This is a genomic window from Agrococcus sp. BE272, from assembly GCF_031457935.1.
Classification (GTDB): domain Bacteria; phylum Actinomycetota; class Actinomycetes; order Actinomycetales; family Microbacteriaceae; genus Agrococcus; species Agrococcus sediminis.
Map to the genome: position 1 here is coordinate 579,486 of NZ_JAVDXL010000002.1, position 26,600 is coordinate 606,085.

The 26,600-nt window shown below is 72.8% G+C and carries 28 protein-coding genes; 14 read left to right on the plus strand and 14 right to left on the minus strand.

Going from position 1 to position 26,600, the window contains the following annotated elements:
- Position 1: 1 nt before the first annotated feature.
- The 4 genes from J2X49_RS09180 to J2X49_RS09195 all read left to right on the plus strand — a co-directional run bounded on the left by J2X49_RS09180 (position 2) and on the right by J2X49_RS09195 (position 2,733).
- Positions 2-1,213: a phosphoglycerate kinase gene (locus J2X49_RS09180; protein ID WP_246991012.1), complete on the plus strand. Its 1,212-nt coding sequence runs from the start codon at positions 2-4 to the stop codon at positions 1,211-1,213.
- 8 nt (positions 1,214-1,221) lie between these two features.
- A complete protein-coding gene (gene tpiA, locus J2X49_RS09185) occupies positions 1,222-2,016 on the plus strand; it encodes a triose-phosphate isomerase (RefSeq protein WP_246991010.1) in 795 nt (264 codons plus the stop codon).
- Between the two features lie 112 nt (positions 2,017-2,128).
- Positions 2,129-2,377, plus strand: a complete 249-nt coding sequence (gene secG, locus J2X49_RS09190; protein WP_128189698.1) for a preprotein translocase subunit SecG — start codon at positions 2,129-2,131, stop codon at positions 2,375-2,377.
- Positions 2,377-2,733, plus strand: coding sequence for an RNA polymerase-binding protein RbpA (locus tag J2X49_RS09195; protein WP_128189680.1), 357 nt, complete (start codon positions 2,377-2,379; stop codon positions 2,731-2,733). The genes secG and J2X49_RS09195 overlap by 1 nt, the downstream gene beginning before the upstream one ends.
- A gap of 16 nt (positions 2,734-2,749) precedes the next feature.
- Here the strand turns inward: J2X49_RS09195 and pgl are convergent, their stop codons facing one another.
- The 6 genes from pgl to tkt all read right to left on the minus strand — a co-directional run bounded on the left by pgl (position 2,750) and on the right by tkt (position 10,850).
- On the minus strand, positions 2,750-3,460 hold the full coding sequence (gene pgl / locus J2X49_RS09200) for a 6-phosphogluconolactonase (protein WP_246991007.1): 711 nt from the start codon (positions 3,458-3,460) through the stop codon (positions 2,750-2,752).
- A complete protein-coding gene (locus tag J2X49_RS09205) occupies positions 3,457-4,395 on the minus strand; it encodes a glucose-6-phosphate dehydrogenase assembly protein OpcA (RefSeq protein ID WP_246991004.1) in 939 nt (312 codons plus the stop codon). Before J2X49_RS09205 ends, pgl begins: the two co-directional genes overlap by 4 nt.
- Complete coding sequence (zwf, locus tag J2X49_RS09210) at positions 4,392-5,936, minus strand: glucose-6-phosphate dehydrogenase (RefSeq protein WP_246993537.1); 1,545 nt, start codon at positions 5,934-5,936, stop codon at positions 4,392-4,394. The genes J2X49_RS09205 and zwf overlap by 4 nt, the downstream gene beginning before the upstream one ends.
- A 71-nt stretch (positions 5,937-6,007) precedes the next feature.
- On the minus strand, positions 6,008-7,603 hold the full coding sequence (locus J2X49_RS09215) for a glucose-6-phosphate isomerase (protein ID WP_310125225.1): 1,596 nt from the start codon (positions 7,601-7,603) through the stop codon (positions 6,008-6,010).
- A complete protein-coding gene (gene tal, locus J2X49_RS09220; RefSeq protein ID WP_128189684.1) occupies positions 7,600-8,715 on the minus strand; it encodes a transaldolase in 1,116 nt (371 codons plus the stop codon). The genes J2X49_RS09215 and tal overlap by 4 nt, the downstream gene beginning before the upstream one ends.
- A gap of 20 nt (positions 8,716-8,735) precedes the next feature.
- Complete coding sequence (gene tkt, locus J2X49_RS09225; protein WP_310125228.1) at positions 8,736-10,850, minus strand: transketolase; 2,115 nt, start codon at positions 10,848-10,850, stop codon at positions 8,736-8,738.
- Positions 10,851-11,030: 180 nt separating this feature from the next.
- Here tkt and J2X49_RS09230 point away from each other — a divergent pair, with 180 nt between their 5' ends.
- A complete protein-coding gene (locus J2X49_RS09230; RefSeq protein WP_246990999.1) occupies positions 11,031-11,984 on the plus strand; it encodes a heme o synthase in 954 nt (317 codons plus the stop codon).
- A 15-nt stretch (positions 11,985-11,999) separates the two neighbouring features.
- Here the strand turns inward: J2X49_RS09230 and J2X49_RS09235 are convergent, their stop codons facing one another.
- Positions 12,000-12,971: a Ppx/GppA phosphatase family protein gene (locus tag J2X49_RS09235; RefSeq protein ID WP_146356106.1), complete on the minus strand. Its 972-nt coding sequence runs from the start codon at positions 12,969-12,971 to the stop codon at positions 12,000-12,002.
- Positions 12,968-13,870: a COX15/CtaA family protein gene (locus tag J2X49_RS09240; protein WP_310125234.1), complete on the minus strand. Its 903-nt coding sequence runs from the start codon at positions 13,868-13,870 to the stop codon at positions 12,968-12,970. Before J2X49_RS09240 ends, J2X49_RS09235 begins: the two co-directional genes overlap by 4 nt.
- A gap of 186 nt (positions 13,871-14,056) precedes the next feature.
- Here J2X49_RS09240 and sufB point away from each other — a divergent pair, with 186 nt between their 5' ends.
- From sufB to J2X49_RS09265, 5 genes are read left to right on the plus strand one after another with little or no spacing between them, the layout of a single operon-like run.
- Complete coding sequence (sufB, locus tag J2X49_RS09245; protein WP_128189689.1) at positions 14,057-15,475, plus strand: Fe-S cluster assembly protein SufB; 1,419 nt, start codon at positions 14,057-14,059, stop codon at positions 15,473-15,475.
- Complete coding sequence (gene sufD / locus J2X49_RS09250) at positions 15,475-16,692, plus strand: Fe-S cluster assembly protein SufD (protein ID WP_310125237.1); 1,218 nt, start codon at positions 15,475-15,477, stop codon at positions 16,690-16,692. Before sufB ends, sufD begins: the two co-directional genes overlap by 1 nt.
- Positions 16,689-17,018: a non-heme iron oxygenase ferredoxin subunit gene (locus tag J2X49_RS09255; RefSeq protein ID WP_310125240.1), complete on the plus strand. Its 330-nt coding sequence runs from the start codon at positions 16,689-16,691 to the stop codon at positions 17,016-17,018. Before sufD ends, J2X49_RS09255 begins: the two co-directional genes overlap by 4 nt.
- Positions 17,019-17,061: 43 nt before the next feature.
- On the plus strand, positions 17,062-17,820 hold the full coding sequence (gene sufC, locus J2X49_RS09260) for a Fe-S cluster assembly ATPase SufC (RefSeq protein WP_128189692.1): 759 nt from the start codon (positions 17,062-17,064) through the stop codon (positions 17,818-17,820).
- Entirely contained in the window at positions 17,820-18,152 is a 333-nt protein-coding gene (locus J2X49_RS09265; RefSeq protein ID WP_128189693.1) for a metal-sulfur cluster assembly factor, read from the plus strand. Before sufC ends, J2X49_RS09265 begins: the two co-directional genes overlap by 1 nt.
- A 187-nt stretch (positions 18,153-18,339) precedes the next feature.
- Here J2X49_RS09265 and J2X49_RS09270 read toward each other — a convergent pair whose 3' ends face one another.
- The 3 genes from J2X49_RS09270 to J2X49_RS09280 all read right to left on the minus strand — a co-directional run bounded on the left by J2X49_RS09270 (position 18,340) and on the right by J2X49_RS09280 (position 21,271).
- Positions 18,340-18,693 carry a tryptophan synthase subunit alpha gene (locus J2X49_RS09270; RefSeq protein ID WP_128189694.1) on the minus strand — a complete coding sequence of 118 codons (354 nt, stop codon included), beginning with the start codon at positions 18,691-18,693 and terminating at the stop codon, positions 18,340-18,342.
- A 38-nt stretch (positions 18,694-18,731) separates the two neighbouring features.
- On the minus strand, positions 18,732-20,540 hold the full coding sequence (locus J2X49_RS09275; RefSeq protein ID WP_310125248.1) for a DEAD/DEAH box helicase: 1,809 nt from the start codon (positions 20,538-20,540) through the stop codon (positions 18,732-18,734).
- Between the two features lie 113 nt (positions 20,541-20,653).
- Positions 20,654-21,271 (minus strand): biotin transporter BioY, encoded by a 618-nt coding sequence (locus J2X49_RS09280; protein WP_310125251.1) that lies wholly within the window; start codon positions 21,269-21,271, stop codon positions 20,654-20,656.
- 65 nt (positions 21,272-21,336) lie between these two features.
- Between J2X49_RS09280 and J2X49_RS09285 the strand changes: the two genes are divergently transcribed.
- The 3 genes from J2X49_RS09285 (at position 21,337) to J2X49_RS09295 (ending at position 24,461) form a co-directional block, all read left to right on the plus strand.
- Positions 21,337-22,092, plus strand: coding sequence for an isocitrate lyase/phosphoenolpyruvate mutase family protein (locus tag J2X49_RS09285; protein ID WP_310125254.1), 756 nt, complete (start codon positions 21,337-21,339; stop codon positions 22,090-22,092).
- Positions 22,093-22,164: 72 nt separating this feature from the next.
- The gene (locus J2X49_RS09290; RefSeq protein ID WP_146356094.1) at positions 22,165-23,775 is read left to right on the plus strand and encodes an ABC-F family ATP-binding cassette domain-containing protein; all 1,611 of its coding nucleotides are present in this window, start codon (positions 22,165-22,167) and stop codon (positions 23,773-23,775) included.
- 2 nt (positions 23,776-23,777) lie between these two features.
- On the plus strand, positions 23,778-24,461 hold the full coding sequence (locus J2X49_RS09295; RefSeq protein ID WP_310125259.1) for a trimeric intracellular cation channel family protein: 684 nt from the start codon (positions 23,778-23,780) through the stop codon (positions 24,459-24,461).
- Positions 24,462-24,471: 10 nt separating this feature from the next.
- Here the strand turns inward: J2X49_RS09295 and J2X49_RS09300 are convergent, their stop codons facing one another.
- From J2X49_RS09300 to J2X49_RS09310, 3 genes are read right to left on the minus strand one after another with little or no spacing between them, the layout of a single operon-like run.
- Positions 24,472-25,269 carry an SURF1 family protein gene (locus tag J2X49_RS09300; RefSeq protein WP_310125261.1) on the minus strand — a complete coding sequence of 266 codons (798 nt, stop codon included), beginning with the start codon at positions 25,267-25,269 and terminating at the stop codon, positions 24,472-24,474.
- Positions 25,269-25,505, minus strand: coding sequence for a hypothetical protein (locus tag J2X49_RS09305; RefSeq protein WP_396131181.1), 237 nt, complete (start codon positions 25,503-25,505; stop codon positions 25,269-25,271). The genes J2X49_RS09300 and J2X49_RS09305 overlap by 1 nt, the downstream gene beginning before the upstream one ends.
- Entirely contained in the window at positions 25,502-25,828 is a 327-nt protein-coding gene (locus J2X49_RS09310) for a DUF3099 domain-containing protein (RefSeq protein ID WP_310125263.1), read from the minus strand. Before J2X49_RS09310 ends, J2X49_RS09305 begins: the two co-directional genes overlap by 4 nt.
- A 60-nt stretch (positions 25,829-25,888) precedes the next feature.
- Here J2X49_RS09310 and fabG point away from each other — a divergent pair, with 60 nt between their 5' ends.
- The gene (fabG, locus tag J2X49_RS09315) at positions 25,889-26,596 is read left to right on the plus strand and encodes a 3-oxoacyl-ACP reductase FabG (protein ID WP_310125266.1); all 708 of its coding nucleotides are present in this window, start codon (positions 25,889-25,891) and stop codon (positions 26,594-26,596) included.
- Positions 26,597-26,600: the final 4 nt, after the last annotated feature.

Here is a 26,600-nt window from a genome sequence, read left to right on the forward strand (position 1 = left end):
CATGGCGATCCGCACGCTCGACACCCTCGGCGACCTCGCCGGCAGGACCGTCCTCATCCGGTGCGACTTCAACGTGCCGCTGCAGGACGGCGAGATCACCGACGAGGGGCGCATCGTCGCATCGCTGCCGACCCTCCGCGCCCTGCTCGAGCAGGGCGCGAGGGTCGTGGCGATCTCGCACCTCGGCCGCCCGAAGGGCGCGCCGGAGGCGAAGTACTCGCTCGCGCCGGTGGCGCGGCGGCTGGAGGAGCTGCTCGGCTCGCCGGTCGCCTTCGCCGCCGACACGGTGGGCGAGGATGCGCAGCGCGTGCGGATCGCCCTGCAGGACGGGCAGCTCGCGCTGCTCGAGAACCTGCGCTTCGACCCGCGCGAGACCAGCAAGGACGCCGCCGAGCGCGCGGCCCTCGCCGCCGAGCTCGCGACCGGGGCCGACGCGTTCGTCTCCGACGGCTTCGGCGTCGTGCACCGCGAGCAGGCGAGCGTCTTCGAGCTCGCCCAGGCGCTCCCGAGCGCCGCCGGCCTGCTCGTCGAGCGCGAGCTCGACGTGCTCTCGCGCCTGACCGAGTCGCCCGAGCGGCCGTACGCGGTCGTGCTCGGCGGCTCGAAGGTGAGCGACAAGCTCGGCGTCATCGAGCACCTGCTGCCGCGCGTCGACCGCCTGCTCATCGGCGGCGGGATGCTCTTCACGTTCCTCGCCGCGCAGGGCCACGGCGTCGCCGCGAGCCTCCTCGAGGAGGAGCAGCTCGAGCGCGTGCGCGGCTACATCGCGCAGGCCGAGGAGCTGGGGGTCGAGCTGCTGCTGCCGACCGACGTCGTCGTCGCCGAGTCCTTCGCCGCCGACTCGGCGCACGAGACCGTCGCGTCCGACGCGATCGAGCAGTCCCGCTTCGGCGCCTCGGGCATCGGGCTCGACATCGGGCCCGACTCCGCCGCGGCCTTCGCCGACGCCATCCGCGGTGCGCGCACCGTCTTCTGGAACGGCCCGATGGGCGTGTTCGAGATGGAGGCGTTCGCGGCCGGCACGAAGGCCGTCGCCCAGGCGCTCACCGAGGTGGACGGCCTCGCGGTCGTCGGCGGCGGCGACTCCGCCGCCGCGGTGCGCCAGCTCGGCTTCGCCGACGACGACTTCGGGCACATCTCCACCGGCGGCGGCGCGAGCCTCGAGTTCCTCGAGGGCGCCCGGCTGCCGGGCCTGGAAGCACTGGGCTGGTGACGAGAGGAATGGCCATGACCACGAGCCGCACCCCGCTGATCGCGGGCAACTGGAAGATGCACCAGGACCACCTGCAGGCGATCGCGCTCGTGCAGAAGCTCGCCTGGACGCTGCAGGACGCGAAGCACGACCACGCGGCGGTCGAGGTGGCGGTCTTCCCGCCCTTCACCGGCCTGCGCAGCGTGCAGACGCTCATCTCGGCCGAGCGCTTCGAGCTGCGGCACGGCGCCCAGGACGTCTCGGAGCACGACGCGGGCGCCCACACGGGCGAGGTGTCCGCCGCGATGCTCGCGAAGCTCGACTGCGCCTACGCGATCGTCGGCCACTCCGAGCGCCGCCAGGACCACGGCGAGACCGACGCGATCGTCGGCCGGAAGGCCGCCGCGGCGCTCCGCCACGGCGTCACGCCGGTGATCTGCGTCGGCGAGACGGCTGAGGACCTCGAGCAGCACGGCGCATCGGCGGTGCCCGTGCAGCAGCTGCGCGACGTGCTCGCCGAGCTGCCCGCGGCCGGCGAGATCGTCGTCGCGTACGAGCCCGTCTGGGCGATCGGCTCGGGCCAGGCGGCCACGGCCGACCAGGCGCAGCAGGTGTGCCAGGCGCTGCGCCAGGCGCTCGCCGAGGTGCGCGGCGACGAGGCGGCGGCGGCGACCCGCATCCTCTACGGCGGCAGCGTGAAGTCGGGCAACATCGCCGGCTTCATGCGCGAGCCCGACATCGACGGCGCGCTCGTCGGCGGGGCGAGCCTCGACGCGGCGGAGTTCGCGGCCATCAGCCGCTTCCAGCACCACATCGGCACCTGAGCCGCCTCCGCGGCACCCGGCCGCCGGGAATCCCTGCGGTAGGATGCTCGTTGGACTTCCCGTGGCCTGCGCCACGGCATCGACCTCGGTCGAGGATTCGGAAAGAGGGCTAGTGGAGATTCTCCAGATCATCATGCAGGTGATCCTCGGCATCACGTCTGTGCTGCTGACGCTGTTCATCCTGCTGCACAAGGGCCGCGGAGGCGGCCTGTCCGACATGTTCGGCGGCGGCGTCGGCTCGTCGCTCGGCTCGTCGGGCGTCGCGGAGCGCAACCTCAACACCATCACCGTCGTGGTCAGCCTCGCCTGGCTCGCGTCGATCGTGGTGCTCGGCCTCATCACCAAGATCGCGGGCATCTGATGGCCTCCGGTGGCAGCGCGATCCGCGGCTCGCGCGTCGGCGCGGGCCCCATGGGCGAGCAGGACCGCGGCTTCCACGCCGAGCGCGTGGCGGTCTCGTACTGGGACGCGATGGGCAACGAGACGGTCCGCTACTTCGCGGCCGACCTGCCCGAGGACGAGATCCCCGAGGTGATCGACTCGCCGTCGACGGGCCTGCCCGCCGGCCGCGACAAGGAGCACCCGCCGCAGCTCTCGAAGAACGAGCCGTACAAGACGCACCTCGCCTACGTGAAGGAGCGCCGCACGCCCGAGGAGGCCGTGCAGCTGCTCGACGAGGCGCTGCAGAAGCTGCGCTCCGCCGAGGGTCGCGGCTGACCCGCGACCGACCTGCCTAGCGGCCGTCCTGCTCCAGCAGGGCGGCCGCTTCGTCGTCGAGCAGCCAGAGCGTCTCGACCCGGCCGTGCGCCGCGGCCGCCGGAGCGGCGTCGGGCGAGGCGCCCGAGCGTGCGAGCGCGACCGCCTCGGCCTTGTCGGCGCCGGCGACGACGAGCCAGACGCGATCGGATGCGCCGATCGCGCCGACCGTGAAGCTCAGCCGCTCGGGCGGGGGCTTGGGGGAGTCGCGCACCGCGATCACGCCGGTGCCCGGCTGCGCCACGCCCGGCAGGCCGGGGAAGAGCGACGCCACATGCGCATCCGGGCCCATGCCCAGCAGCGTCAGGTCGACGGTGCCGAGCTCGGCCAGCATCGCCGTCGCGGCCGCGGCGGCCTCGTCGAGGGACGCGGAGCCCGCCGCGGGCAGCTCGTGCACGTTGCCCGCGGGGATCGGCACGCGGTCGAGCAGCGCCTCGCGCGCCTGCCGCGCGTTGCGGTCGGGGGAGTCGGCGGCGACGAACCGCTCGTCGCTCCACGTCAGGTGCATGCGCGACCAGTCGACCTCGCGGTCGACGAGCGCCGCGAGCAGCTCGATGCCGACACTGCCGCCGGTGAGCGCGACGGTCGCGCGCCCCTGGGCCTCGACGAGCTCGGCCAGGAGCGCGACCAGGCGGTCGGCGGTGGCCGCGACGAGCGCGGCGCGTCCCTCGTGCACGACGACGCTCATGCCGCGTGCTCCAGCGTCGACAGCAGCACCTGGCGGTACATGTCGTCGGGTGCGAGCTTGCGGAGCTCCTCCGCGAGCTGGTCCTCGAGCCCGCGGGTCGAGAGCGCGACGTGGTGCTCGGGCTGCCCGGGCTGCCGCAGCACGCCCACCGAGTCGCGCAGGCGCGTGAGCGACGAGTCGCCGCTGTCGCGCTGCAGCTCGACCGCGTGCAGGCCGCTCGAGCCGGTGGGGGTCTCGCCCGCCTCGACCTTCTCGATGGGCACGCCGAGGCGCAGGTGCAGCCACGCGGCCATGAGGTGCACGCTCGGGTTGCCGAGGTCGCCCGAGACGCGGCCGCCGTGCACCGGCTCGAACGGCGGCTGGTCGAGCAGCGCCGCGAGGTGCGCGCGCCAGTTCGTCAGCCGCGTCCACGCGAGGTCGGTGTCGCCGGGCGTGTAGCAGCCGGCGAGCGACAGGATCGCCGCGTGCGGGTCCGCCTGCCGGCCGGAGTCGGTGATGCGGCGCTGCGAGATCTGGCCGAGCTGCGCCGCGGAGGGCGTCTCGGGCATGAAGCTCGGCCACCAGGCGACGACGGGCGCGTCGGGCAGCAGCAGGCCCTGCACGATGCCGAGCAGGTGCGAGCCGAGCTCGCCGTAGCACTGCAGCAGCACGACCTCGCTCGCGCCGGCGTCGGCGCCCACGCGCAGCTCGGCGTCGAGGCGCGGCTCCTCGCCGGCGTTGACGTGGTCGGGGTTCCGCGAGACGACGATGACGCGCATGGGGTGCTCGCGGGAGGCGGCGTTGGCGGCGCGGATCGCCTCCTCCTCGCCTCCGATCTGCGTGTGGATGACGAGCGTCAGCACCCGCCCGAGCGCGACCACGCCGCCCTCGTCGCGGATCTCGAGCATCCGTCGCTGCACCTCTGCGGTGTTCGTGCGGGAGAGTCGGATGATCACGGTCGCCTCCAGTGCCGTCCGTCGCGCGCGAGGAGCTCGTGCGCGCTGCGCGGGCCCCACGAGCCCGGCTGGTACTGCTCCACGGGGCCGCCCTGCGCCTCCCAGTGCTCCTCGATCGGGTCGAGGATCTTCCAGGAGAGCTCGACCTCCTCGTGGCGGGGGAACAGGGGCGGGTCGCCCAGCAGCACGTCGAGGATGAGCCGCTCGTACGCCTCGGGGCTCTCCTCGGTGAACGCGTGCCCGTAGCCGAAGTCCATGGTCACGTCGCGCACGTGCATGCCGGGGCCCGGCACCTTCGAGCCGAAGCGCATCGAGACGCCCTCGTCCGGCTGCACGCGGATGACGAGCGCGTTCTCGCTCATCGTGCGCATGTCGGATGCGTCGAAGAGGTACTGCGAGGCGCGCTTGAAGACGATCGCGATCTCGGTGACGCGGCGGCCGAGGCGCTTGCCGGCACGCAGGTAGAAGGGCACGCCCGCCCAGCGGCGGGTGTCGACCTCGAGCCGCACGGCCGCGTAGGTCTCGGTGCCGGAGTCGGGGCGCATGCCCTCCTCCTCGAGAAAGCCCTTCACGAGCGCGCCGCCGTGCCAGCCCGCGGCGTACTGGCCGCGCGCGGTCGACTCGTCGAGTGGGAGCGGCACACGCGCGGCGCGCAGCACCTTCTCCTTCTCGACCCGCAGGTCGGCGGCGTCGAACGAGACCGGCTCCTCCATGGCGGTGAGCGCGAACAGCTGCAGCAGGTGGTTTTGGATGACGTCGCGCGCGGCGCCGATGCCGTCGTAGTAGCCGGCGCGGCCGCCGACGCCGATGTCCTCGGCCATCGTGATCTGCACGTGGTCGATGTGGTTGGCGTTCCAGATCGGCTCCCACAGCGCGTTGGCGAAGCGCAGCGCGAGGATGTTCTGCACCGTCTCCTTGCCGAGGTAGTGGTCGATGCGGAAGACGCTGTCGGGCGGGAACACCGACTCGACGACGGCGTTCAGCTCGCGCGCGGAGGCGAGGTCGTGCCCGAAGGGCTTCTCGATGACGACGCGGCGCCAGCGGTCGCCGTCGTCCTCGGCGAGGCCGGAGCGCTTCAGCTGCTGCGTGACGAGCGGGAAGGCGTTCGGCGGGATCGAGAGGTAGAAGGCGTGGTTGCCCATGGTGCCGCGCGTGCGGTCGAGCTCGTCGAGCACCTCGGCAAGCCGGTCGAAGGCCGCGTCGTCGTCGAAGTCGCCCTGCACGAAGCGGATGCCCTCGGAGAGCTGGCGCCAGACCGACTCGCGGAACGCGGTGCGCGCGTGCTGCTGCACCGCCTCGCGGACGACGTCGGCGAACTGCTCGTGCGTCCAGTCGCGGCGGCCGAAGCCCACGAGTCCGAAGCCGGGCGGCAGCAGGCCGCGGTTGGCGAGGTCGTAGACGGCAGGTAGCAGCTTCTTCCGCGCGAGGTCGCCCGTGACGCCGAAGAACGTCATCGCGTTCGGCCCGGGGATGCGCGTGAGGCGCTGGTCGGACGGGTCGCGCAGCGGGTTGGCGCCGGGCCCGATCGGCACCGGCTGCACCGCGCCGCCGGCGCCGCGTGCCGGGCCGACGCCGGTCGGGGCCGCGTGCGCGGCCCCGACCTCGGTGTCCGTCATCGGCCTGCCAGGGCGAGGAGCCGGTCGAGCCCCTCGTCGAGGTCGCTGAGCGTGAGGGAGAGCACGGTCCGGCCGTGCTCGGCGAGCACGCTCGCGTCGCCGGAGGCCTGCGCCTGCAGCAGCTGGCCGAACGTGAAGGGCCTGCCGGGGATGTCGAGGTCCTCGTGCGGCTGGCCGAGCAGCTGCAGGAAGACGCCGTTCGGCGTGCCGCCCTTGTGGTACTGGCCCGTCGAGTGCAGGAAGCGCGGCCCCCACCCGAAGGTGACCGGGCGTCCCGTGCGCGCCGCGAGGGCAGCGCGGAGCCGCTCGAAGCGCGGCTGGCCGATGCGGTCGAGGTACGCGTGCACCGCGACGTAGCCGCCCTCGCCGAGCTGCGCGAGCAGCGCGTCGACGGATGCCTCGAGGGAGTCGCGCACGACGCCCGCGGTGCCGCGCACCTCGATGCCCGCGTCGACGACGTCGGCGGGGCGCTGCGGCTCGAGCGCGTCGAGCAGGCCGCGGGCGGCGACCTTCGCCGACTCGACGTCGGGCTGGTCGAAGGGGTTGATGCCGAGCAGGCGCCCGGCGACCGCGGTCGCGAACTCCCACACGAGCAGCTGCGCGCCGAGCGTGCCGGCGACCTCGACCTCGCCGTGCTCCACGTGGCTCGCCTCGCGGGCGGAGCCGACGAGGCGCACGACCTGCAGGTCGGGCAGGTCGGCCGAGAGCTCGGGCGCCGACTTCTCGAGCACGACGGGCAGGATGCCCACGCCGTCCTTGCCGGTCGACTCGGCGATGAGCTGCTCGGCCCAGTCGCCGAGGCCCACGATGTGCGTGCCGTCGGCGACGATGCCGAGCTTGTCGCGCAGCGGCCGGGTGCCCGCGATCGCCGCCGCGAGCATCAGGCCGGGGTTGTCGTCGGCGTCCTCGCTGATCTCGGGCAGGGCCGCGACGGCCTCGTCGAGCAGCTCGCGCACGTCGACGCCCGCGAGCCCCGACGGCACGATGCCGAAGGCCGTGAGCGCCGAGTAGCGGCCGCCGACGTTCGGGTCGGCGTTGAAGACCCGGTAGCCGGCGCGCCGGGCGTCCTGGTCGAGCGGGGAGCCGGGGTCGGTGACCACGATGATGCGCTCGGTCGGGTCGATCCCGGCGTCGCGGTACGCGGCCTCGAACGCCCGCCGCTGGCTGTCGGTCTCGAGCGTCGAGCCCGACTTCGACGACACGACGAGCGCGGTGCGCTGCAGGCCGTCGCGGAGCGCGCGACGCACCTGGCCGGGCTCGGTGGAGTCGAGCACAGTGAGGTTGACGCCCGCGGTGCGCGTGATGACCTCCGGCGCGAGCGACGAGCCGCCCATGCCGGCGAGCGCGATGCGGTCGACGCCGTGCTGGCGCAGCTGCTTGCGGAGCGCCTCGATGTCGTCGACGAGCCCGCGCGTCGACGCGGCGGCCTCGACCCATCCGAGCCGGATCGACGCCTCGGGCTCGGCGGCCTCGCCCCAGAGCGTGGCGTCGCCCGAGACGAGGCGGCCGGCCACGCCGTCGACGACGAGCTGCGGCACGATGCGCTCGATGGCCTCGAGCGCGGCGCCGGAGGCGGTGATCGTGAAGGTCATCGCCCCGCTCCCGCCTGGTCGAGGTGGCCCTGCACGGTCTGGACGAGCTCGGCCCACGAGGCGTCGAACTTCTCGAGCCCCTCGGTCTCGAGCAGCTCGACGACCTCGACGTACGAGACGCCGACCCGCTCGAGCTCGTCGAGCAGTGCGCTCGACTCGTCGGCGCGGCCCGTCACGGTGTCGCCCGTGATCGTGCCGTGGTCGGCGAGCGCCTCGAGCGTCTTCTCGGGCATGGTGTTGACCGTCTGCGGGGCGACGAGCTCGGTCACGTAGAGCGTGTCGGGCAGCGACGGGTCCTTGACGCCCGTCGAGGCCCACAGCGGCCGCTGCGTGTTGGCGCCCGCCTCGAGCAGCGTGAGCGCGCGCTCGGTCGCGAACGTCTCCTGCCACGCGCGGTAGGCGAGCCGGGCGTTGGCGAGCCCGGCCTTGCCCTTGAGCGCGGCGGCCTCCTCGGTGCCGATCGCGTCGAGGCGCTTGTCGATCTCGGTGTCGACGCGCGAGACGAAGAACGACGCGACCGAGTGGATCCTCGACAGGTCGTGGCCCGCCTGCTGCGCGCGCTCGAGGCCCGTGAGGTAGGCGTTCATGACGTCGCGGTAGCGGTCGAGCGAGAAGATCAGCGTGACGTTGACGCTGATGCCCGCGCCGATCGTCGCCGCGATCGCCTCGAGGCCCTCGCGGGTCGCCGGGATCTTGATGAGCACGTTCTCGCGCCCGACCCGCTCGTGGAGCTGCTTCGCCTGGGCGATCGTGCCCTCGGTGTCGCGGGCGAGCCCGGGCTCCACCTCGATCGACACGCGGCCGTCGCGGCCGCCTGTCGCCTCGTAGACGGGGGCGAACAGGTCGCACGCGTCGGCCACGTCCTTCGTGGTGAGCGCCGTGATGACCTCGTCGACGCCGGCGCCGCGGCCGGCCTGCTCGACGACCGCGGCCTCGTAGCTGTCGCCGGCGGCGATCGCGTTGGCGAAGATCGTCGGGTTGGTCGTGACGCCGACGACGTTGCGCTCCTCGATGAGCGCCGCGAGCGAGCCGCTCGTGAGCCGCTCGCTCGAGAGGTCGTCGAGCCAGATGCTGACGCCAGCGTCGCTGAGCGCCTTGGTGTTCTCGTTCATGGGTGTGCCTCCTCGCCCGCTCAGCGGGCTGCGTCGATGGATGCGCGAGCGGCCTCGACCACGGCCTCCGCCGTGAAGCCGAACTCGCGGAACAGGGTCTGCCAGTCGGCGCTCGCGCCGAAGTGGTCGATCGCGACCGTGCGGCCGGCGTCGCCGACGATGCCGTGCCACGTGAGGGCGGAGCCGGCCTCGACCGACACCCGGGCGCGCACCGCGGACGGCAGCACCGACTCGCGGTACTCGGCCGACTGCTCGGCGAACCACTCGAGCGACGGCGCGGCGACGACCCGGGCGGGCACGCCGTCGGCCTGCAGCTGCTCGCGCGCGGCGAGCGCGAGCTGCACCTCGGAGCCGGTCGCGATGAGCAGCACCTGCGGCTCGCCGCCGGTCGCCTCGGCGAGCACGTACGCGCCCTTCGCGACGTTCGACGCGTGGGCGAGCGTGTCGCCCTCTGCCGCACCGTCACCGCGCTCGAGCACGGGCAGGTTCTGGCGCGTGAGCGCGATGCCGACCGGGCGGTCGCGGCGCTCGAGGATCGTCTTCCACGCCCACGCGGTCTCGTTCGCGTCGGAGGGGCGCACGACCTCGAAGCCGGGGATCGCGCGGAGCGTCGCGAGCTGCTCGATCGGCTGGTGCGTCGGGCCGTCCTCGCCGAGCGCAACCGAGTCGTGCGTCCAGACGTGGATGGGGTGCACGCCCATGAGCGCGGCCAGGCGCAGCGCCGGGCGCTGGTAGTCGCTGAAGATGAGGAAGGTGCCGCCGTAGGGCCGGGTCGGGCCGTGCAGCACGATGCCGTTCAGGATCGACGCCATCGCGTGCTCGCGGATGCCGAAGTGCATCGTGCGGCCGCTCGCGGAGGCGTTGGGCCACGCGTCGGTCGCGTGCTGCGCCGGCGCGAACGAGCCCTTGCCCTCGAGCGTGGTGTTGTTCGACTCGGCGAGGTCGGCCGAGCCGCCCCAGAGCTCGGGGATGACGTCGGCGAGCGCGTTCAGCACCTTGCCCGACGCGGCGCGGGTCGACACCTCGGTGCCCGCCTCGAACACCGGGAGGGCCTCCTCGACGCCGTCGGGCAGCGCGCCCGAGAGCAGCCGGTCGAGCAGCGCCTTGCGCTCGGGGTTCGCGCTCGCCCACGCGTCGAAGCGCTCCTGCCACGCGCCGCGCGCCGCGGCGGCGCGCTCCGCGGCGTTGCCGCGCGTGTACTCGATGACCTCGTCGTCGACCTGGAACGACTGCTCGGGGTCGAAGCCGAGCACCTCCTTGACGGCCGCGACCTCCTCGGCGCCGAGCTTGGAGCCGTGGATCTTGCCCGTGCCCTGCTTCTTCGGGGCGGGCCAGCCGATGATCGTCTTCAGGATGATGAGGCTGGGCTTGGCGGTCTCGCCCTGCGCCTCCAGGATCGCCGCGTGCAGCGCCTCGACGTCCTCGACGTACTCGGCCGACGTGGGGTCGTCGCCCTGGCGCCACGACACCTCGAGCACCTGCCAGCCGTAGGCCTCGTAGCGGCCCTTGACGTCCTCGGTGAAGGCGATGTCGACGTCGTCCTCGATGGAGATGGCGTTCGAGTCGTAGATCGCGATGAGGCGGCCGAGCTGGTGGTGGCCCGCGAGCGAGCCCGCCTCGCTCGTGACGCCCTCCTGCAGGTCGCCGTCGCCGGCGATCACGTAGGTGTAGTGGTCGAACGGGCTCTCGCCCTCGGGCGTGCCCGGGTCGAGCAGCTCGCGCTCGAAGCGCTGCGCGTAGGCGAAGCCCACGGCCGAGGCGAGGCCCTGGCCGAGCGGGCCGGTGGTGATCTCGACGCCCTTCGTGTGCCCGTACTCGGGGTGGCCCGGCGTGAGCGAGCCCCACGTGCGCAGCGACTCGATGTCGTGCTTCTCGAGGCCCGAGCCCGTCAGGTAGAGCTGGATGTACTGCGTCAGCGACGAGTGGCCGACGGAGAGGATGAAGCGGTCGCGGCCGAGCCAGCGCTCGTCCGCCGGGTCGCGGTCCATGACCTTCTGGAAGAGCAGGTGCGCGACGGGCGCGAGGCTCATCGCCGTGCCGGGGTGGCCGTTGCCGACCTTCTCGACGGCGTCAGCCGCGAGCACTCGAGCCGTGTCCACGGCCTGCTGGTCGGTGGGGGTCCATGCGAATGCCAATGAGGCTCCTTGTTCGGGCGGCGCGGAGCCGCTGCGGTGCGGACGGATGCGACCCGTCCAGCATAGTGAGCAGGCACATCCGCGCCCGGGTCCACTCCCGCACTGCGACGCCCCGCGTCGGATAGGATGGTGGTCGGCCCTCGGGGCCGCGCCCCCACTCTCCGGAACGGAAGCAGCCGCATGTCGAACGCCACCTCGCACGGCGTGTCGACGCCCGCGGCGGAGGCGGCGACGGGGGAGCGGGGCCGCTCGCGGCTCGCCCGCAAGGCATCGGCCTACGTCGCGCTCACGAAGCCGCGCGTGATCGAGCTGCTGCTCGTGACGGCGCTGCCGACGATGTTCCTGGCCGCCGGCGGCGTGCCGCCGATCGGCGCGCTGCTCGCGACCCTGCTCGGCGGCTTCCTCTCGGCCGGCAGCGCGAACGCGTTCAACATGATCATCGACCGCGACATCGACCGCGTCATGCACCGCACGAAGCAGCGGCCGCTCGTCACCGGCGCGCTCTCGGTCGCCGAGGCGCACGTGTTCGCGTGGACCCTCGCGGTCGTCTCGACGCTCGTGCTGGGCTTCTTCGCCAACTGGCTCGCCGCCGGGCTCTCGATCGCTGCGATCGCCTTCTACGTGCTCGTCTACACGATGCTGCTGAAGCGCCGCACCGAGCAGAACATCGTCTGGGGCGGCATCGCCGGGTGCTTCCCCGTCGTGATCGGCTGGGCCGGCGTGACGGGCTCGCTCGACTGGCCCGCCTGGATCCTCTTCGCGCTCGTGTTCCTCTGGACGCCCGCGCACTACTGGCCGCTGTCGATGAAGTACCGCGACGACTACGAGGCGGCCGACGTGCCGATGCTCGCCGTGGTCCGCGGCCGGCCGATGGTCGGCATCCAGGTCATCCTCTACGCGTGGGCGTCGCTCGCGTGCACGCTGCTGCTCATCCCGGTCGCGGGCATGGGGCTGCTCTACGCCGCGGTCGCGGTGATCGCCGGCGCCTGGTTCGTCGGCGAGGCGCACGCGCTCTACGGCCGCGCGATCGCGGGCGAGCGCGAGATCCGCGCCATGCGGGTGTTCCACGCCTCGAACACCTACCTGACGCTCATCTTCCTCGCGGTCGGCGTCGACCCGCTGCTGCCGTTCTGAGCCGGCCGGGCCGGGCTACACCCGGTCGAGCATCTGCAGCAGCCGCCCCTCGCGCAGCGCCCACGGGCTCACGTCGAGCTGCTTGACGCCGAACGCGCGCATCGCCTCGGAGAGCACGATGCCGCCAGCGACGATCTGGAAGGTGCGCTCGGGGGTGATGCCGGGCAGCGCCGCGCGCGACCGCGCGTCCATCTTCGCGAGCCGCGGCACCCAGTCGTCGAGCTGGCCGCGCGTGAGCACGGCGCGATCGGCGTCGCCGACGCCCGGCATGAGGTTGCCCGCGAGCCGGGCGAGCGAGCGGATGGTCTTCGACGAGCCGATCACGTGGTCGGGCTTGCCGTAGGGCCGCACCTGCGCGACCGCGTCGTCGAGCACCGCCTTGGCGTAGAGCCGCAGCGCGCGCTGATCGGCGATGGCGGGCGGGTCGGCGTGGAAGAACCCGACGGTGCTCCGGCCCGCGCCGAGCGGCACCGACAGCGCGATCGCGGGCTCCTCGTCGTCGCCGACCGCGACCTCGAGCGAGCCGCCGCCGATGTCGAGCAGCAGGATCCGCCCCGCCGACCAGCCGAACCAGCGGCGCACCGCGAGGAACGTCAGCCTCGCCTCGTCGGCGCCCGAGAGGATGTCGAGCGAGACGTCGGCCTCGCGCTCGATCCGCGCCACGACCTCCTCGCCGTTCGCGGCCTCGCGCAGCGCGCTCGTCGCCATCACGACGAAGTCGTCGAGGTGCTCGCTCCTGGCGATCTCGGCGCACTCGCCGATCGCGGCGACGAGCGCGTCGACGCCCTCGTCGCTGATCGCCCCGTCCTCGTCGAGGTAGCGCATGAGCCGCAGGGTCAGCTTGTGCGAGCGCTGCGGCACCGGGCGCCCGCCGAGGCGCACGTCGACGATCAGCAGGTGCACGGTGTTCGATCCGATGTCGAGCACGCCGAGGCGCGCGCCGTGCCCGACGGCGCCGATCGCGCCGTCGACCGGACGCCCGCTCATGCCGCGGCCGCCGCGACCGGCTCGCGGAGCGCTCGCGCCGGCTGCGGCCGCAGCGACAGCACCACCGCGGCGCCGATGGCGGTCGCGATCACCGACAGCACCATGTGGATGCCGACGAGCAGGATCGGCAGGCCGAGGTTCGACTGCACGACCCCCACCAGGATCTGCACGAGGATGACGCCGAGGAGCGCGAGCGCCCAGCGCAGGTGCGCGCGCGGCCCGCGCTTCGCCGCGACCGCGACGACCGCGAGCACGAGCGCGAGGAGCGCGTAGCCCGGCCACGCGTGCACGTGCTGCATCACGGCAGGGTCGAGGCCGTTGCGGGCCGCGCCGCCGTCGCCCGCGTGCGGTCCCGAGCCGGTCGTGAGCACGCCGACGAAGACCACGACCGCGAGCGCGAAGGTCATCGCGTGCACGAGCGCCGACTGCCAGCGGGGCGCCACCCGCGGTCCGGGCGCCCCGACGACGACGCGCCACACGAGCACCGCCGAGAGCGCCACGAGGATCACCGAGAGGAAGAAGTGCACGCCGACGGTGTCGGGGCGCAGCGCCATCCAGACCACCACCGCGCCGATGAGCGCCTGCGCCACGGTCAGCCCCAGCACGAGCGCGGCGAGCGCGACGATCGCGCGGCCGGCGCGGCTGCGCACCGCGAGCACGAGCATCACGACGGCGATCAGCACGACGATGCCGCCCCACACCCGGTTCGTGAACTCGATGATGCCGTGGATGCCCTGCTCGGGCACGGGCGTGAAGGACTCGGGCGTGCAGTTGGGCCACTCGGAGCAGCCGAGGCCGGATCCGGTCAGGCGCACGGCGCCGCCGGTGCCGACGATGACGATCTGCGAGACCAGCGTGGCCCATGCAGCGACGACCAGGGCGCGGGAGCGCTCGAGCAAGATGCACCTCTCATGCCGTTCGCGATAGGATCGAGGGGAGCCCATCGGCTCCGAACCCCTGCGCCGCTCCAGCGGCGAGGCATGTGCGAAGGCCCTTCAAGTATGGCCGAGCGCCGCGGTTCGGGTGGTCGCGCGGAATGCCGAGGAGCACCGCCGGGTTGCACACGACGGATGGAAGGGGGAGCGATGTCCGACGTCCTGATCGACCGGCCCGAGCTCGAGAGCCTGGGACAGTACGAATTCGGCTGGCACGACTCCGACGAGGCGGGTGCCATCGCCAAGCGAGGGCTGAGCGAGCAGGTGGTCCGCGAGATCTCCGAGCTCAAGAGCGAGTCCGACTGGATGCTCGAGCGCCGCCTCAAGGGGCTGCAGCTGTTCGAGCGCAAGCCGATGCCGACGTGGGGTGCCGACATCTCCGGCATCGACTTCGACAACATCAAGTACTTCGTGCGCTCCACGGAGCGCCAGGCGCAGTCCTGGGAGGACCTCCCCGAGGACATCCGGAACACCTACGACCGCCTCGGCATCCCGGAGGCGGAGCGCTCGCGCCTCGTCGCCGGCGTCGCGGCGCAGTACGAGTCGGAGGTCGTGTACCACCAGATCCAGGAGGAGCTGGAGGCGCAGGGCGTCATCTTCATGGACACCGACACGGCGCTGCGCGAGCACCCGGAGTTCTTCGAGGAGCACTTCGGCACCGTGATCCCGGCGGGCGACAACAAGTTCGCCGCGCTCAACACGGCGGTGTGGTCGGGCGGCTCGTTCGTCTACGTGCCCAAGGGCGTCCACGTCGAGATCCCGCTGCAGGCCTACTTCCGGATCAACACCGAGAACATGGGTCAGTTCGAGCGCACGCTCATCATCGCCGACGAGGGCTCGTACGTGCACTACATCGAGGGCTGCACGGCCCCGATCTACTCGTCCGACTCGCTGCACTCGGCCGTGGTCGAGATCATCGTGAAGAAGAACGCCCGCGTGCGCTACACGACGATCCAGAACTGGTCGAACAACGTCTACAACCTCGTCACGAAGCGCGCCATCGCCGAGGAGGGCGCGACGATGGAGTGGATCGACGGCAACATCGGCTCCAAGGTGACGATGAAGTACCCGTCGATCTACCTGGTCGGCGAGCGCGCCAAGGGCGAGACGCTGTCCGTGGCCTTCGCGGGCCCCGGCCAGCACCAGGACGCCGGCGCGAAGATGATCCACATGGCGCCGTACACGACGTCGTCGATCGTCTCGAAGTCGATCGCCCGCGGCGGCGGCCGTGCCGGCTACCGCGGGGAGGTGCGGGTCGACGCGAACGCCCACCACTCGGCCAACACGGTGCGCTGCGACGCGCTGCTCGTCGACACCATCTCGCGCTCCGACACCTACCCGGCCATCGACATCCGCGTCGACGACGTGGTGCTCGGGCACGAGGCGACGGTCTCGAAGGTCAGCGAGGAGCAGCTGTTCTACCTCATGTCGCGAGGCATGGCGGAGGACGAGGCGATGGCCATGATCGTCCGCGGCTTCATCGAGCCGATCGCCCGCGAGCTGCCGATGGAGTACGCGCTCGAGCTCAACAAGCTCATCGAGATGAGCATGGAAGGATCCGTCGGCTGATGACCGCGACTGACACGACCCCCGCTGCCCTGCGCACCGAGGCCGAGCCCGTTGTGCCCATCCAGACCCGGTCCGAGCGGCCGACGTCGTTCGACCCGGCCGACTTCGGCGCGCCCACCGGCCGCGAGGTCAACTGGAAGCTCTCCGACGTGCGCCGCCTCGCGCCGCTGTTCGTCGACGAGGAGACCGAGGCCGGCGACGACCCCGGCATCGCGTACGACGTCGACGGCATCGCCGAGCGCGGCCTGCTCGTCGAGTCGACCGGCCACGACGTCGCGCCTCGGGGAGAGATCTTCCGCCCCGAGGACGTCGTGAGCGCGATCGCCTGGAAGCGCTGCCCGAACGCGCTGCACATCCGCCTGCCCGAGGGGCAGGAGGTCGCCGAGCCGATCGTCGCCCGCCTGCACGGCCTCGGCGCCGACCGGCACGCGAACGCGCACATCGTGATCGAGGCGCAGCCCGGCTCGATCGGCACCGTCGTGCTGCACCACTCGGGCAGCGCCCGGTACGCGCAGAACGTCGAGATCCTCGTGCGCCCCGGCGCCCGGCTCACCGTCATCACCGTGCAGGACTGGGACGACGACGCGGTGCACGCGTCCGCGCACCAGGCGGTCGTCGCCGACGGCGGCTACCTCAAGCACATGGTGGTCTCGTTCGGCGGCGGCGTCGTGCGCGTGAACCCCTCGGTGCGCCTCGCCGGCCACCGCGCGGAGGGCGAGCTCTACGGCCTGTCGTTCGCCGACGCCGGCCAGCACCTCGAGAGCCAGGTCTACCTCTTCCACGAGGGCGTCGAGACCCGCGGCGACGTGCTCTACAAGGGCGCGCTGCAGGGCACGGGCGCTCGCGCGGTCTGGATCGGCGACGTGCTGATCGGCTCCGGCGCGACCGGCACCGACAGCTACGAGAAGAACCAGAACCTGGTGCTCTCCGACGGCACTCGCGCCGACAGCATCCCCAACCTCGAGATCGAGACGGGCGACATCGCCGGAGCCGGCCACGCGTCGGCCACCGGCCGCTTCGACGACGAGCAGCTGTTCTACCTGCAGTCCCGCGGCATCGAGGAGGAGGAGGCGCGACGCCTCGTCGTCATCGGCTTCCTCATGGAGATCGTGCAGAAGATCGGCGTGGCCGAGATCGAGGAGCGCCTCGCCGAGGCGATCGACGAGGAGCTGCGCCGCGGCGCCGGCCTCGCTCCCGCGACGAGGGCTGGGGCATGACCGCGCAGCGCGCGTGCGGCGTCGACGACGTCTCCGTCAGCTCGGCCGTGATGGTCGAGCTCGACGGCATCGCCGTCGCGATCGTCAAGGACTCGGCCGGCGAGATCCACGCGATCGGCGACACCTGCACCCACGGCGAGATCTCGCTGTCGGAGGGCTTCGTCGAGGGCGACACGATCGAGTGCTGGGCGCACGGCTCGCAGTTCGAGCTGCGCACGGGCACGCCGAAGAACCTGCCGGCCTTCGAGCCGGTGCCGGTGTTCCCGGTGACGATCGACGGCGACGACGTGCTCGTCGACGTGCAGAACCCTCTGATCAACGACTGACACAGCTGTGACGCGGCGTGACGCCGCGAAGGAAGGAAGCGCGATGAGCGTGCTGGACATCAAGGACCTGCGGGTCTCGATCGAGACCGAGCAGGGCAAGAAGGAGATCCTGCGGGGCGTCGACCTGTCGATCAGCTCCGACGAGATCCACGCGGTGATGGGGCCGAACGGCTCCGGCAAGTCGACCCTGGCGTACACGATCGCCGGTCACCCCCGCTACACCGTCGACGGCGGCTCGATCACGCTCGACGGCGAGGACGTGCTGGCGATGAGCGTCGACGAGCGCGCCCGCGCGGGCCTGTTCCTCGCGATGCAGTACCCGGTGGAGATCCCCGGCGTGACGGTCTCGAACTTCCTCCGCACGGCGAAGACGGCCGTGTCGGGCGAGGCGCCGCGCGTGCGCGAGTGGATCGGCGACGTGCGGAAGGCGATGGAGTCGCTGCGCATGGACTCCTCCTTCGGCGAGCGCAACGTGAACGAGGGCTTCTCGGGCGGTGAGAAGAAGCGCCACGAGATCCTGCAGATGGAGCTCCTGCGCCCCCGCTTCGCGGTGCTCGACGAGACCGACTCGGGCCTCGACGTCGACGCGCTGCGCATCGTGTCGGAGGGCGTGAACCGCATCAAGGCCGAGACCGGCCTGGGCGTGCTCCTCATCACGCACTACACGCGCATCCTGCGCTACATCAAGCCCGACCACGTGCACGTGTTCGTGAACGGCCGCATCGCCGAGCAGGGCGGCCACGAGCTGGCCGACCGGCTCGAGGAGGAGGGCTACGACCGCTACCTGAAGGCCGGCGTCTGATGGCGCTGGTCGAGGTCGACGCCACGAAGTTCGACCAGGTCACGGATGCCCTGAAGGACGTCGTCGACCCGGAGCTCGACGTCAACATCGTCGACCTGGGCCTCGTCTACGACCTCGCGTGGGACGACGAGCAGGACGCGCTCGTGATCTCGATGACGCTCACCTCGGCCGGCTGCCCGCTGACCGACGTGATCGAGACCGAGATCGCCGAGAAGCTCGACGGCGTCGTGGAGCGGTTCCGCATCAACTGGGTGTGGATGCCGCCGTGGGGCCCGGAGCGGATCACCGAGGACGGCCGCGAGATGATGCGGGCGTTGGGGTTCACGATCTGACCAGAGGTCAGATCGCGGACGATCCGGTGGATCGTCCGCCCCAACGCCGTCGCGAGCGCAAGCGAGCGAGCTCGGTTTCACAAGCCCTCTGTTGATTGGTCACGTTTCGTCACGGCACGCCGGTGCCCGCGACGGATCGTGACCAATCGGCGTTCCCGGGGTCTGCAGGGGCGGATGCGGCGACGCGTCAGCCCGCCCGGCGCACCCGCGGCGCCCAGGCGCGCTCGGTCTCGACGACCGACAGCATCGACCACACGGTCGGCGCGAGCGGCGGGTAGTCCTCCACGATGCGGCGGAGCACCTGGTCGCTCACGTCGTGGTCGGGGCGCACGGCGCCGGGCGGCAGGATGCGCTCGGAGCGCAGCAGCAGCACCACGATCTCGTCGACGCTCGGCAGCTCGGACATGAACTCCCACGGGTCCTCGCCCGCGCGCAGCCGCTCCTCGACGAGCACCGAGCGCTCGTCGAGCGCCTCCGCGCGCAGCACCTCGAGGCTCGCGTGCCTGCGCGGCGAGGGGTGGGGCGCTGGCTTCCGGGTCACCGATCCAGCCTAGGCGGAGGCCCCGCGGGCGCGCCCGGTCAGGGCCGGCCCTCGTGCCGGGGCTTGCGCGCGGGCCGCTCGTCGCGGTCGCGCCCGCCGCGGTCGTCGCGGCCGCGGCGCTCGCCGCGCTGCTCCCGCGCGCCCGTGTCGACGCGGATGTCGATGGGCACGCCCGAGATGCGGGTCTTCGAGAGCCGCTCGAGCTGCGAGCGGTCGAGCTCGGGCAGCTCGACGAGCGTGAAGTCCCAGCGGATCTGGATGCGGCCGAAGTCGTCGCGGCCGAGCCCGCCCTCGTTGGCGAGCGCGCCGACGATCTGGCGCGGCTCGACGCCCTTGCGGCTGCCGACGGCGAGGCGGTACGTCGTCGCGTCGGAGGGGCCGCGGCGGGCGCGCCGCTCGCCGGCCTGGCCGTCGCCCATGCGCTCCGGGCGGTCGCCGCGCGCGGGACGCTCGCCGCGCTCGGTGCGCGACGCCTGGAGCGCGCGGTCGGCCTGCTCGTCGAGCAGCAGCGGCGCGTCGCCCTGCGCGACGACGGCGAGCGCCGCCGCGACGTCCTCCTGCGGCACGTCGTGGTGCTCGACGTAGTGGGCGACGATCTCGCGGAAGCGGTCGATGCGATCGGTCTCGGCGAGCGCGGCGGTGATCGCGTCGTCGAAGCGCGTCAGGCGCGTCGCGTTCACCTCGCCGGCGCTCGGCATCGGCATGACCGCGACCGTGCCGCGCGTCGCCTTCTCGATCGCGCTCAGCATCCTCCGCTCACGGGCGGTCACGAAGCTGATCGCGTCGCCGGTGCGCCCCGCGCGGCCGGTGCGGCCGATCCGGTGCACGTACGACTCGGTGTCGATCGGCAGGTCGTAGTTGATGACGTGGCTGATGCGCTCGACATCGAGCCCGCGCGCGGCGACATCCGTCGCGACGAGCACGTCGAGGTCGCCCGAGCGCAGCTGCTCGATGGTCTTCTCGCGCTGCGGCTGGGCGACGTCGCCCGAGATCGCAGCGGCGGCGTAGCCGCGGGCGCGCAGCCGCTCGGCCACGGTCTCGGTCTCGTTGCGGGTGCGCGTGAAGACGATCGCCGCCTCGAACGGCTCGACCTCGAGCACGCGCGTGAGCGCCTCGAGCTTCTGCTGGTACGAGACCATGAGCGCACGCTGCGTGATGCTCGGCGACGTCGCCGCGCTCCCGCGCACGGTGATCTCGGCGGGCTCGCGCAGGTGCTGCTGCGAGATCGCGCGGATCTGCCGCGGCATCGTCGCCGAGAACAGTGCGACCTGCTTCTCGGCGGGCGTCGCCTGCAGGATCTGGTCGACGTCCTCTGCGAAGCCCATCCGCAGCATCTCGTCGGCCTCATCGAGCACGACGTGGGTGAGGCCCGACAGGTCGAGCGTGCCCTTCGCGAGGTGGTCCATGATGCGGCCCGGCGTGCCGACGACGACGTGGACGCCGCGGCGGAGCGCCGACAGCTGCACGCCGTAGCCCTGCCCGCCGTAGATCGGCAGCACGTGCACGCCGCCGAGGTGCGCGGCGTAGCGCTCGAAGGCCTCGCAGACCTGCACGGCGAGCTCGCGCGTGGGCGTCAGCACGAGCGCCTGGGGGCTGCGTCGCTCGACGTCGATGGCCGCGAGCACCGGCAGCGCGAACGCCGCGGTCTTGCCCGTGCCGGTCGACGCGAGGCCGATGAGGTCGCGGCCCCCGAGCAGCAGCGGGATCGTCTCGGCCTGGATCGCCGAGGGCGTCTCGTAGCCGACGTCGTCGAGCGCTCGGAGGATGCTGGGCGGCAGTCCGAGGCTCGCGAACGTGGTGCGCTCGCCGTCGGTGTCGGGCTCGGGAGTGGGCTGCGCGTCGGTCATGACTGCAACGCTACGCGCTGCGCGCCCCATCCGCCGCCGCCGGCCGGCGTTCCGACGACGGAGGGTCCGCACCGCCGTGGTGCGGACCCTCGCCGGTCGGGGAGCGGATGCGGTCAGTCGGCCGCGCGGTCGAGGGCGCGGACGCCGGCCCACGCGGCGGGCATCGCCGCCGCGGCGATCGCCCACTTGACGATGCCGCCCACGATGAACGGCGTGAACCCGAAGGCGAGCGCCGTCGGGAGGTCGACGGGGGTGCCGAGCGCCGCGAGCACGGCGGCCATGTAGGGGATGCCGAACACGAACGGGATGAGGCTCGCGAGGCCGAAGAGCGCGATGGCGAGCAGCGGGCGGCGGTCCCAGCGGCGCTCGGCGAGCCAGCCGACGACCGCGGCGGTCGCGACGAAGCCGATGATGTAGCCGAAGCTCGGCGTGCCGACGGCGGCGATGCTGCCGGTGAAGCCGGCGAAGACGGGGGCGCCGGCGAGGCCGAGGCCCATGTAGCCGGCGAGCGCGGCGACGCCGCGGCGGAAGCCGAGCGAGGCTGCGACGAGCATGACGCCGAGCGTCTGGCCGGTGATCGGGACGGGCCACATCGGGATCTCGACCTGCGCGAGCGCGGCGACGACGGCGATGCCGGCGACGACGAGCAGCAGGTCCTTGACCAGGGTGCGCTGCCCGACGAGGGCGTCGGCGAGCACGGTGCGGCGCGAGAGGGCGGGGGCTGCAGTCATGGCGCCAGCCTAGGACGATGCGGATGCCCGGGCGGCATCCCAGGCGGCCCGCCTAGCATCGCCGCATGAGCGATCTCGCACGCAAGGCCTCCATGCTGCTGTCGATGCACGACGAGCTCGTCGTGCTCCCCACCGTCTGGGACGCGTGGTCGGCGCGCGCCGTCGTCGACGCCGGCTTCGCCGCGCTCTCGATCGGCAGCCATCCCGTCGCCGAGTCGCGCGGGCAGGCGGACGGCGAGGGGATGTCGCTCGCCGAGGCCCTCGAGTCGGTCGCGCGCATCGCCGCCGCCGTCGACGTGCCCGTCAGCGCCGACCTCGAGTCGGGCTACGGGGCGCCGCCCGCCGAGCTGATCGACCGCCTGCTCGAGGCGGGCGCCGTCGGCCTCAACGTCGAGGACACCGTGCACGGCGAGGATCGGATGCGCGAGCCGCAGGAGCACGCCGACTACGTCGCGGGCCTGCGCGCCGCGGCTGACGCCGCCGGCGTCGACGTGGTGATCAACGCGCGCACCGACGCGTTCGCCCGCCCGGAGCTGCACGGCGCCGACCCGCTCGAGCAGGCGATCGAGCGCTGCCTGCTCGCCGAGCAGGCGGGCGCGCGCTCGCTCTACCCCGTGAAGCCGCCGAGCCCGGAGGCCGTCACGAGCATCCTCGAGTGCGTGACCCTGCCCGTGAACGTCACCGCGCATCCGGTCGACGGCTCGGTGTTCGGCGACCTCGCGTCGACCCGCGCGGCGGGCGTGCGGCGCGTGACCTTCGGGCCCCGGCTGCAGGCGGCGCTCACCGACGAGATCGGCTCGCTCCTGCACCGCTGGCGCTGACGCCGGGCCGCTCGGCGGGTAGCATGGAGGGCTGGGCGTGCCGCCCGCGACCCCCATCCCGACAGGACCGACATGATCGACGTGCGCGAATTCGAGCTCTCCGTGGGCCCGCGCACCCTGATGACCGACGTCTCGTTCCGCATCTCAGCGGGCGACAAGATCGGGCTCGTGGGCCGCAACGGCGCCGGCAAGACCACCATGACGAAGGTGCTCGCCGGCATCAGCGACGACCGCGACGGCCACACGTTCTCCGGCACCGTCGAGCGCTCGGGCGAGATCGGCTACCTGCCGCAGGACCCGCGCTCGGGCGACCCGAAGCAGACGGCCCGCCGCCGCATCCTCGACGCCCGCGGCCTGGGCGAGCTCGTCGAGGGCATGCGCCTGGCGACCGAGCAGATGGGGGAGGGCGGCACCGTCGCCGACGACGCGATGCGCCGCTACAGCCGGCTCGAGGACCGCTTCCTCGCGCTCGGCGGCTACGCGGCCGAGGCCGAGGGCGCCGCGATCGCGTCGAACCTGCAGCTGCCCGACCGCATACTCGACCAGCCGCTCGAGACCCTCTCTGGCGGCCAGCGCCGCCGCATCGAGCTCGCGCGCATCCTCTTCTCGGGCGCCGACACGATGCTGCTCGACGAGCCCACCAACCACCTCGACGCCGACTCGGTCGTGTGGCTGCGCGAGTTCCTGAAGGGCTACCAGGGCGGGCTGCTCATCATCAGCCACGACGTGCAGCTCGTCGAGGAGACGGTGAACCGCGTCTTCTACCTCGACGCCAACCGCCAGGTGATCGACATCTACAACATGTCGTGGAAGCTGTACCTCCGCCAGCGCGAGGCCGACGCCGAGCGCCGCAAGCGCGAGCGCGCGAACGTCGAGAAGCAGGCGAGCCAGCTCGAGCTGCAGGCGGCGAAGATGGGCGCGAAGGCCACGAAGGCCGTCGCGTCGAAGCAGATGGCGAAGCGGGCCGAGCGGATGCGCTCCGGGCTCGAGGACGTCCGTGCCGTCGACCGGGTGGCCAAGCTGCGCTTCCCGAAGCCGGCGCCGGTCGGGAAGACGCCCATCATGGCGCGCGACCTGTCGAAGTCGTACGGGTCGCTCGAGATCTTCACGGCCGTCGACCTCGCGGTGGACCGCGGCTCGCGCGTCGTCATCCTGGGCCTCAACGGCGCCGGCAAGACGACGCTGCTGCGCATCCTCGCCGGCGTCTCCGAGAGCGACACGGGCGAGATCGAGCGCGGCCACGGCCTGCGCGTCGGCTACTACGCGCAGGAGCACGAGACGCTCGACGTCGAGCGCTCGGTGCTCGCGAACATGCTCTCGGCCTCGCCCGACATCACCTCGACCGAGGCGCGGCGCGTGCTCGGCTCGTTCCTCTTCACGGGCGACGACGCCGACAAGCCCGCGCGCGTGCTCTCCGGCGGCGAGAAGACGCGACTGTCGCTCGCTATGCTCGTCGTCTCGAGCGCCAACCTGCTGCTGCTCGACGAGCCGACGAACAACCTCGACCCCGCGAGCCGCGAGGAGATCCTCGGCGCGCTCGGCGCCTACGAGGGCGCGGTCATCCTCGTCAGCCACGACGAGGGCGCCGTCGAGGCGCTCGACCCGGAGCGCGTGCTCATCATGCCCGACGGCACCGAGGACCTCTGGAGCCCGGAGTACCTCGACCTCATCGGGCTGGCGTAGCGGTGGAGGAGCCGACCGGCTGGCTCGCCGTCCTGCGCGACGGCTTCTCGGCGGTCGGCATCCTGGCGTTCGCCATCTCGGGCGCGCTGCTCGCCGTGCAGAAGCGCATGGACGTCGTCGGCATGGCGGGCCTCGCGGTCGTCACCGCGACCGGCGGCGGCATGATCCGCGACCTGCTCATCGGCGCGACGCCGGTCGCGGCGCTCGTGGACTGGTGGATGCTCGCGGTCGCCCTCGCGGGCGCGCTCGTGGTCTTCGTCCTCCACCGGTGGATCGAGCGCCTCGACCGCCCGGTGCTGGTGTTCGACGCGATCGGGCTCGGCATCTTCGCCGTCGAAGGCGCGAGGAAGGCGATCGACTTCGGCGTCGGACCGGTCGGGGCGGCGTTCGTCGGCATGCTCACCGGCATCGGCGGCGGCATCCTGCGCGATACCCTCGCGAACGAGATCCCGGCGGTGTTCCGGCGCGAGTCGCGGCTGTACCTCCTGCCCGCGCTCGTCGGCTCGAGCGCCGCCGCGGCCGCGGTCGAGCTCGGGGTCGGCAACTGGCTCGTGCTGGGCCTGCTCGCGCTGCTCGTGTGCGGGTTGCGCATCGCGAGCGAGCTGCTGCGCTGGCGGGTGCCGGCGCTGCGCACCGAGGCGATCCCGGTCGTGCGGCGCGACGATCCGGGCGCCGACGCCCGCTAGCGACGGCTCGCTATCCGCGGTCGAGGATATCGTCCTCGACGTCGGCGTCGGAGCGCCGCACGCGCTCGGGCCGGGGCATCGCCGCGCCGCCGCGCAGCTCCTCGCGCAGGCCCCACGCGACGGCCGCGTAGCCGCCGAGCGCGAAGACGAACCACTGCAGCGTGTACGACAGGTGCGGGCCCTCGTCGAGCACTGGCCGCGCGGCGATCGCGACGTCGCCGGGCGCGGCGCCGGCCTCGCTCACGAGCAGGCCGTACGCCCCGGTGTAGGTCGGCGCGCCGAGGCCCTCGGCGATGGCCGGCAGGTTGACCGACGCGATCTGCCCCTCGGGCGCGCCTCGGCCGGCGATGTCGCCCTCGTTGGGGCGCAGCCGCGCCACGACCGTCGTCGGGCCCTCGGGCGTCGCCGGCGCGGTGACGGGCTCCTCGGCGCCCTCGGCCTGGTCGATCCAGCCGCGGTCGACGACGAAGACGGTGCCGTCGGCGGTGCGGAACGGCGCGATGACGTCGAAGCCCACCTGGCCGCCGCGCCAGCGGCCGCGCAGCAGGAGCTGCTCCTCCGTCAGGTACTCGCCCTCGAGCAGCACCGGCGTCCACTGCTGGTCGGGGTCGAACGCGCCCGGCTGCGGGAGCGCATCCGCCACCGGCACGGGCTGCCGGTCGTAGTTCGACTCGAGCCGCTCGATCGCGGCGAGCGCCTCCTCGCGGCGGTTCCACTGCCAGACGCCGAAGGCGCTGCAGGCGATGGCGAAGGCGGTCGCCAGCGCGAGGTAGCCGAGCCAGCGCGGCTGGCGGAGCAGGCGGAGCATCAGGCGACCCGCTCCACGCTCTCGCCGAAGGGCGTCACTGCGACCGGGAAGCCGCGCGACGCGAGCCAGGCCTCGAGCTGCGCGCGGTGCTCGTCGCACGCGGCCCAGGTCTTCACGCGGTCGACGGGGTGGATGCGGGGGTTGCGCCAGTGCACGGCGTGCACCGCGTCGGCGGCGCAGCCGGCCGCGGAGCACGGCGTCGCCGTGCCGCCGCCGAGCATCGACAGCAGGCTCACGGGCGCTCGTCCGCGGACGGGCCGGAGGTGCCGGTGCTGCCGGTCGGGGAGCTGCCGGACGGACCGGGCGGCAGCGCGTTCGGCGCGACGCGGCCGACCTCGGGCCCGGTGCTGCCGACCTGGTTGGCGATGACGACGGCGAAGTAGGGGATGAACACGGCGAAGAACGCGGGGATCAGCTTCCACCAGTCGGGCACCACGAAGAAGATGCCGAGGCACGCGACGCGCACGAGCATGAGGATGAGGTACGTGCGGAAGCGCCTCTGACGATCCTCGTCAGGGGAGATCGGGAGGTCGGTGATCGACGCGGATCGAGCTCGCATGGCTCTGGGCAGTCTACGCGCGGCCGCTATGCGCACGCCCTGCGACGTAGGCTGGTTCGCATGACCCCTCGCACCGTGCTCGTCACCGGCGGCAACCGCGGCATCGGCCGCGCCATCGCCCAGTCCTTCCTCGACGCCGGGCACCGCGTCGCGATCACCTCGCGCGACGGCTCCGGCCCCGAGGGGGCGCTGGCGGTCGCCGCGGACGTGACCGACGCCGCCTCGATCGACGCGGCGTTCACGCAGGTCGAGGCCGAGCTCGGCCCCGTCGAGGTCGTGGTCGCGAACGCAGGCATCACCCGCGACACGCTGCTCATGCGGATGAGCGAGCAGGACTTCGCCGACGTCGTCGACACCAACCTGGGCGGCGCGTTCCGCGTCGTGCAGCGCGCCTCGAAGGGCATGCTGCGCGCGAAGTGGGGCCGCATCGTGCTGATCTCGAGCGTCGTCGGGCTCTACGGCGGCCCCGGCCAGGTCAACTACGCCGCGTCGAAGGCCGGCCTCGTCGGCATCGCGCGGTCGATCACGCGCGAGCTGGGCGCCCGCGGGATCACCGCGAACGTCGTCGCGCCCGGGTTCATCGAGACCGACATGACCGCCGAGCTCGATGAGCAGACGCAGGCCGACTACCGGAAGGCGATCCCGGCCGGCCGCTACGGCAGCGCCGCCGAGGTCGCAGGCGTGGTGCGGTGGCTCGCGGGCGACGAGGCCGCCTACATCTCGGGTGCCGTCATCCCCGTCGACGGCGGCCTCGGCATGGGGCACTGACGTC